Source organism: Microbacterium sp., assembly GCF_031988965.1.
In the GTDB taxonomy this organism is placed as follows: Bacteria; Actinomycetota; Actinomycetes; order Actinomycetales; family Microbacteriaceae; genus Microbacterium.
Genome location: NZ_DALZXX010000148.1, coordinates 1638 through 7071, shown reverse-complemented (window position 1 = coordinate 7071; position 5434 = coordinate 1638). Strand labels below are relative to the sequence as shown.

The 5434-nt window shown below is 67.2% G+C and carries 4 protein-coding genes and 1 pseudogene; 1 reads left to right on the top strand and 4 read right to left on the bottom strand.

Going from position 1 to position 5434, the window contains the following annotated elements:
* From RTM68_RS16000 to RTM68_RS15985, 4 genes and pseudogenes are all read right to left on the bottom strand, one after another.
* Positions 1-218, bottom strand: a pseudogene (locus RTM68_RS16000) (hypothetical protein); the annotation flags it as partial.
* 2 nt (positions 219-220) lie between these two features.
* Positions 221-1126: a carbohydrate ABC transporter permease gene (locus tag RTM68_RS15995; RefSeq protein ID WP_241794323.1), complete on the bottom strand. Its 906-nt coding sequence runs from the start codon at positions 1124-1126 to the stop codon at positions 221-223.
* A gap of 1 nt (position 1127) precedes the next feature.
* Positions 1128-2012, bottom strand: coding sequence for a carbohydrate ABC transporter permease (locus tag RTM68_RS15990; RefSeq protein ID WP_241794322.1), 885 nt, complete (start codon positions 2010-2012; stop codon positions 1128-1130).
* A gap of 86 nt (positions 2013-2098) precedes the next feature.
* Positions 2099-3436 carry an extracellular solute-binding protein gene (locus tag RTM68_RS15985; protein ID WP_312172804.1) on the bottom strand — a complete coding sequence of 446 codons (1338 nt, stop codon included), beginning with the start codon at positions 3434-3436 and terminating at the stop codon, positions 2099-2101.
* A gap of 168 nt (positions 3437-3604) precedes the next feature.
* On the opposite strand from RTM68_RS15985, the gene RTM68_RS15980 reads away from it, so the two are divergent.
* Positions 3605-5434: beta-L-arabinofuranosidase domain-containing protein (locus RTM68_RS15980; protein ID WP_312172801.1), on the top strand; the 1830-nt coding region annotated here is incomplete at its 3' end.

Genomic DNA, 5434 nt, shown 5'->3' with positions numbered 1-5434 from the left:
GTGAGCATGACCGCGTCGGCGCCGGCCGACTGCGCGGCGCGCACGAGGTCCTCGAGGCGCTCCCCGACGGAGGCCGCCCGCTCCCCGTCGGCGAGGTCGGCGACGATCCTGTCGTCGAGGTAGTTGACGGTCTGGACCTCGGGGATCAGACGCCCCGCGAGCTCCGCGACCGGCGGGATGACGACGGCGCCGGTGTGCAGGAATGCGATACGGGTCATGACTATCCCTTCACGGAACCGGCGGCCATGCCGGCCATGATCTTCTTGTTGAGGAACACGAACACGATCAACAGTGCCACGATGTTGATGCTGATGGCGGCGAACAGCGGGCCGTACTGCGTCGACCCGTACTCGTCGTTCATGCTCAGGAGTCCGACCTGGATCGTCGCGAGCTCCGGCTTTGACGTGAACGTGAGGGCGATCAGCAGGTCGTTCCAGACGCTGAAGAACTGCACGAGCGAGATCGTGAGGATCGCGTTCTTCATGAGCGGGAGCCCGATCACGAAGAACTGCTTGAGCGGACTGCATCCGTCCATCGTCGCGGCCTCGAAGACCTCGCGCGGCACGGATCGGAAGTACGTCGCCATGAGGAAGGTCGTCAGCGGCAGACCCATCACGGTGTAGGTGATGATCAGCGGCCACAGCGAGTTGGTGAGCCCCAGCTTGAAGTACACGGTGAACAGCGGCACGAGGATCATCTGGCCCGGCACCATGATGCCGGCGAGGATGAGCAGCAGCGTGGTGTGCCGCCCCTTCCAGATCATGACCTCGAGCGCGTACCCGGCGGCGACGCCGAGGAGGACGATCAGGGCGACCGACGGCAGCGTGACCAGGAGGCTGTTGCGATAGTTCGTCGCGACGTTGCCGCGGGTGAACGCCTGGATGTAGTTGTCGATGTTGAACGTCTCGGGCAGCGCCCACGTCGGGTTCGACAGGAACTCCGACTGCGTCTTGAACGATCCGAGGATCATCCACACCTGCGGATACAGCACGATGATCAGCAACAGCGTGACGACGAACCACACCGGGATCCGTCGGATGGTGCGCAGCAGCTGCCGCCCGGCCTTCGGCGAGGGCGTCTTGCGGGAGAGCGGGCGTGCGCTCACCAGGGTCTGCGTCTCGGTCATCTCAGGCCTCCGCGTTCTTCTTGCTGGACGACCGGAACACCGCGAGTGTGAACACCAGGCAGAGGATGGTCAGGACGAGGGCGATGGTGCTGCCGTAGCCGTACTCGGCGTACTCGAACGCCGTGCGGTACATGTACAGGGTGAGCGGCGCGGTCGAGGTGCCGGGGCCGCCGCCGTTCAGGGCGAGCAGGCTGTCGAACACCTTGAGCGTGGAGTTGAAGCTGAAGATGATCGAGGAGATCAAGATCGGCAGCGACAGCGGGACCACGATGTGCCGCACGAGCTTGAGGCCGTTGGCGCCGTCGATGCGCGCGGACTCGATGACCTCGTCGGGGATGTCGAGCAGGCCCGTGTAGAGCAGCACCGCGTAGAAGCCCATCGAGCTCCACCACGTCATCGCCAGCGCCACGCTCATGGTGCCGACCGTCGACGCCAGGAACTCGACGCTGCCGAGTCCGAGGAAGTTGAGCAGGTCGTTCACGGGGCCCTGGTTGTCGCCGACGGCCACGAAGCTCTTGAAGAGCAGGGCCACGGCGACGGTCGGGAGCACCATCGGGAAGAAGACCGCGGTGCGCAGGAACGCGGATCCCTTGCGGAGCACGAACACGTACAGCAGTGCGAGCAGGTAGCCGAAGACGATCTGCCCCGCGGTGGCGAGCACCGCGAAGATGATGCTCACCCAGAGCGACTGGATGCCGGCCGGGTCCTGGAAGAACTTCGCGAAGTTGTCGACGCCGACGAACTCGAAGCCGCGCAGGGTGTTGCCCTCGAAGAACGACAGACCGAGCGACCAGGCGACCGGAACGAGCTTGAGTGCGACGTACAGGATGAGGGCGGGAGCCAGCAGGATGATGATCGTCTTGCGATCACCGAAGACGCGATTCATGGGCGTGCTTTCGTGACGTGTGTCGGCCCGGACCCGCACGGAGCGGGCCCGGGCCGGGGGTCAGTGTCCGATGTGGACGAGGGACGTCATCGGTTCTGGTCGATGCTCTGCTGCAGCTGGGACATGTAGTCCTCGGCCGACAGCTGACCCGAGACCAGGAGCGACATGTTGGACTGGGCGAGGCTGGTGGACTTGCCGTCCATCAGCGCCTCGAACCAGAGCACGGTCTCCTCGACCTCGGCGACCTTCTCCTGGATCGCCTGCGTGGTGACGGGGAGGTCGGCGACCTCTTCGTTCACCTTGAAGCCCGAGATGACACCGGCGTCCGACAGCGCCTGCGCGCCGTAGTTCTCGGCGATGCACGACAGCCAGTCGCCCACCTTCGGACCGAAGGTCTTGGGGTTCATGGCGAAGGCGGTGCCGGCGTTGGCCGGCCACTGGTCGATCGAGCCCTTGCCGCCCTCGACGGCCGGGAACGGCATGAACCCGACGTTGTCGATGCCGATCTGGTTCTCGTCCTCGTTGTTGATGTTGCTGAGGAGCCAGGTGCCGTCGTACTTCATCGCGGCCTTGCCGGAGAGGAAGTCGTTGGTGGCCGCGGCCGGATCCTTCGAGATGAAGCCGTCGCCGAAGTAGCCGGCCGCCGCGAGGTCGGCGACAGCCTGCGCCGCCTCGACGTAGTCGGGGTCGGTGAGCTTGGCCTCGTCATCGCGGATGGCGGTCATCGCGTCGGGGCCGGCGAGACGATAGGCGTACATGCCGATGAGGCGCGTGACGGGCCAGGCCGCGGCACCGGCCTCGGCCATCGGCGTGTAGCCGGCGGCGAGGAGGGTGTCGTTGGCGTCGAGCAGCTCGTCCCAGGTTTGCGGCTCGTCGATGTCGAGCTCGGCGAAGATCTCCTTGTTGTAGAAGATGCCCTCGAGGTTGTACTGGTACGGCAGCGAGACCATCTGCCCGTAGACGTTCTCGATGGTCGAGGACGCGGCGGGGAGGATCTGGTCCCAGACGCCGAGGTCGTCGAGCGCCTTCTTGTAGTCGAGCACGAGGTCGGCGGCGCCGAGATCCCCGTCGGGGCGGACCATGGCGGTGCCGGCGATGAAGTGGGCGGGCAGCGAGTCCTGGCTGGCGAGCAGCGTGACCTTCTGCACGACGTCGGCCTGCGCGACGGTCTGGTGCTCGAGCGGCAGGGCCTCGTTCTCGGCCTTGCACGCGCCCTCGGCGAGGGCGTCGAGCTCGGTCGCGAGGGTGGTGTTCTCGTTCGCGCTGAGGACGGTGAAGCTTTCGGGATCGGTGCCCGTCGCACCGCTGCCGGCGCTGCCGTCGCCGCCCTCGGCGGCACCGGTCGAGCACGCCGCGAGCGATGCGATCGTGAGCAGTGCGAATCCCGACGCGAGAAGCGCACGGGGAGTGCGGCGAGAGTTCATTGAGGCGTCCTCCTTGACGTCGATGGTGCTGTGTGTCGGTGTGAGTGAAACGTTACGGATTTTGTCGGTGCGTGTCAACACTCAGTACTGAAAGAATATTCACTTGGGCTCGAAAACGTGCCATACTGCCATTCGAACGACCGCTCGACTCGACACAGGGACCGCTCAATGACGACCTCTTCCCCCCACGCTCCGCTCCGCCCGCTGCACGCCGCAGAGGCGCGCTGGTCGAGCGGCTTCTGGGGATCCGTGCAGGACCGCACCTTCACCTCGACAGTGCCGGGCATCTGGCAGTCGCTGAGCGACGGCGACGTCAGCCCCGGCCTGCGCAACTTCCGCATCGCGGCGGGCCTCGACGCCGGCACGCACGACGGACCGCCCTTCATGGACGGCGACTTCTACAAGTGGCTCGAGGCGGCGATCGCACAGCTCGAGGTCGCACCCGACGCCGCGCTCGCGGCGCAGATCGAGGAGCTCGCGCAGCTGATCGCCTCGGTGCAGCGGGAGGACGGCTACCTGCACACGCCGGTGCTCATCCAGAGCCGCCAGGCCGAGCAGGCCGTCGCGCTCGCCGACCGATTCCACTTCGAGACCTACAACCTCGGTCATCTGATCACGATGGGCGTGCGGCACTTCGAGGTCACGGGCAGCACCACGCTGCTCGACGTCGCCCGCCGCGCGGCGTCGTTCCTCGAGGATCTGGCCGTCAACAAGCCGGTCGAGCTCGCCCGCAGCGCGATCTGCCCCTCGCACTACATGGCCGTCATCGAGCTGTACCGGGCGACGGACGACCCGCAGTACCTCGACCTCGCGGAGGCGTTCCTGCGGGTCCGCGACGACTTCGACGGCGGCGACGACAATCAGGACCGCCTGCCGGTGCGCGAGCAGAAGGTCGCGGCAGGGCACGCCGTGCGCGCCAACTATCTGTATGCGGGGCTCGCAGATCTGATCGCCGAGAACGGCGACCGGGAGCTGCTCGAGGTGCTCGAGGGCATCTGGAACGACGTCGTCGACACCAAGCTCTACATCACCGGTGGCTGCGGCGCCCTGTACGACGGCGCCTCGCCCGACGCCTCCCCCTGGCAGCAGGACATCAGTCGCGTGCACCAGGCATACGGACGCGCGTTCCAGCTGCCCAACACGACCGCCCACAACGAGTCGTGCGCGAACATCGGCATGATCCTGTGGAGCGAACGGATGCTGGCGCTCACGGGCGACGCCCGCTACGCCGACGTGATCGAGCAGATCGCCTACAACAGCCTGCTCTCGAGCATCAGCCTCGACGGATCGGAGTACTTCTACACGAATCCGCTCCGGCAGGTCCGCGATCTGCCGTTCCCGCTGCGTCGCCCCGGCGACACGGCGATCCACCCCGTGCCGAGTCCGCCTCCCTCCGACGAGCGACTCCGCGAGCGCTACCTCAGCTGCTTCTGCTGCCCTCCGAACATCGCCCGCACCCTCGCGCGCTTCCACGAGCGGGCGGCCTCGCTCTCGTCCGACGGGCTCTTCGTGCACCAGTACGGCGGCAGCTCGCTCGATCTCGCCCGCGGTGTGCTGAGCCTGCGGGAGGACAGCGACTACCCCTGGAGCGAGCAGATCGCGTTCACGGTCACGGCGGCCGCCGAGGGCGGAGTGCCCGTGCACCTGCGCATCCCCGGCTGGTCGTCGGGCGCGACGCTCACGGTGAACGGCCGTGCCGAACCCGCACCGACGCCCGGCACCTACGCGCGTCTCGACCGCACCTGGGCCGAGGGCGACGTCATCGTGCTCACCCTGCCCATGCCGGTGCGCGTGCTGCGCGGACACCGCCTGGCCGAGGAGATCACGAACCAGGTCGCGGTGCAGCGCGGTCCTGTCGTCTACGCGCTCGAGAGCACCGATCTGCCCGACGGCGTCGTGCTCGAGCAGGCCGCGGTGCGCCGCGGCGCCTCCTTCGAGACGGGTCGACGCGAGATCGCCGGCTCCCCCGTGACCGTGCTCACCACGCAGCTCGCCGTG

Bases quoted from the DNA above. Each gene is read 5' to 3' on its own strand.
- RTM68_RS15990 (WP_241794322.1), bottom strand. From the start codon at position 2,012: ATGAATCGCGTCTTCGGTGATCGCAAGACGATCATCATCCTGCTGGCT.
- RTM68_RS15985 (WP_312172804.1), bottom strand. From the start codon at position 3,436: ATGAACTCTCGCCGCACTCCCCGTGCGCTTCTCGCGTCGGGATTCGCA.
- RTM68_RS15995 (WP_241794323.1), bottom strand. From the start codon at position 1,126: ATGACCGAGACGCAGACCCTGGTGAGCGCACGCCCGCTCTCCCGCAAG.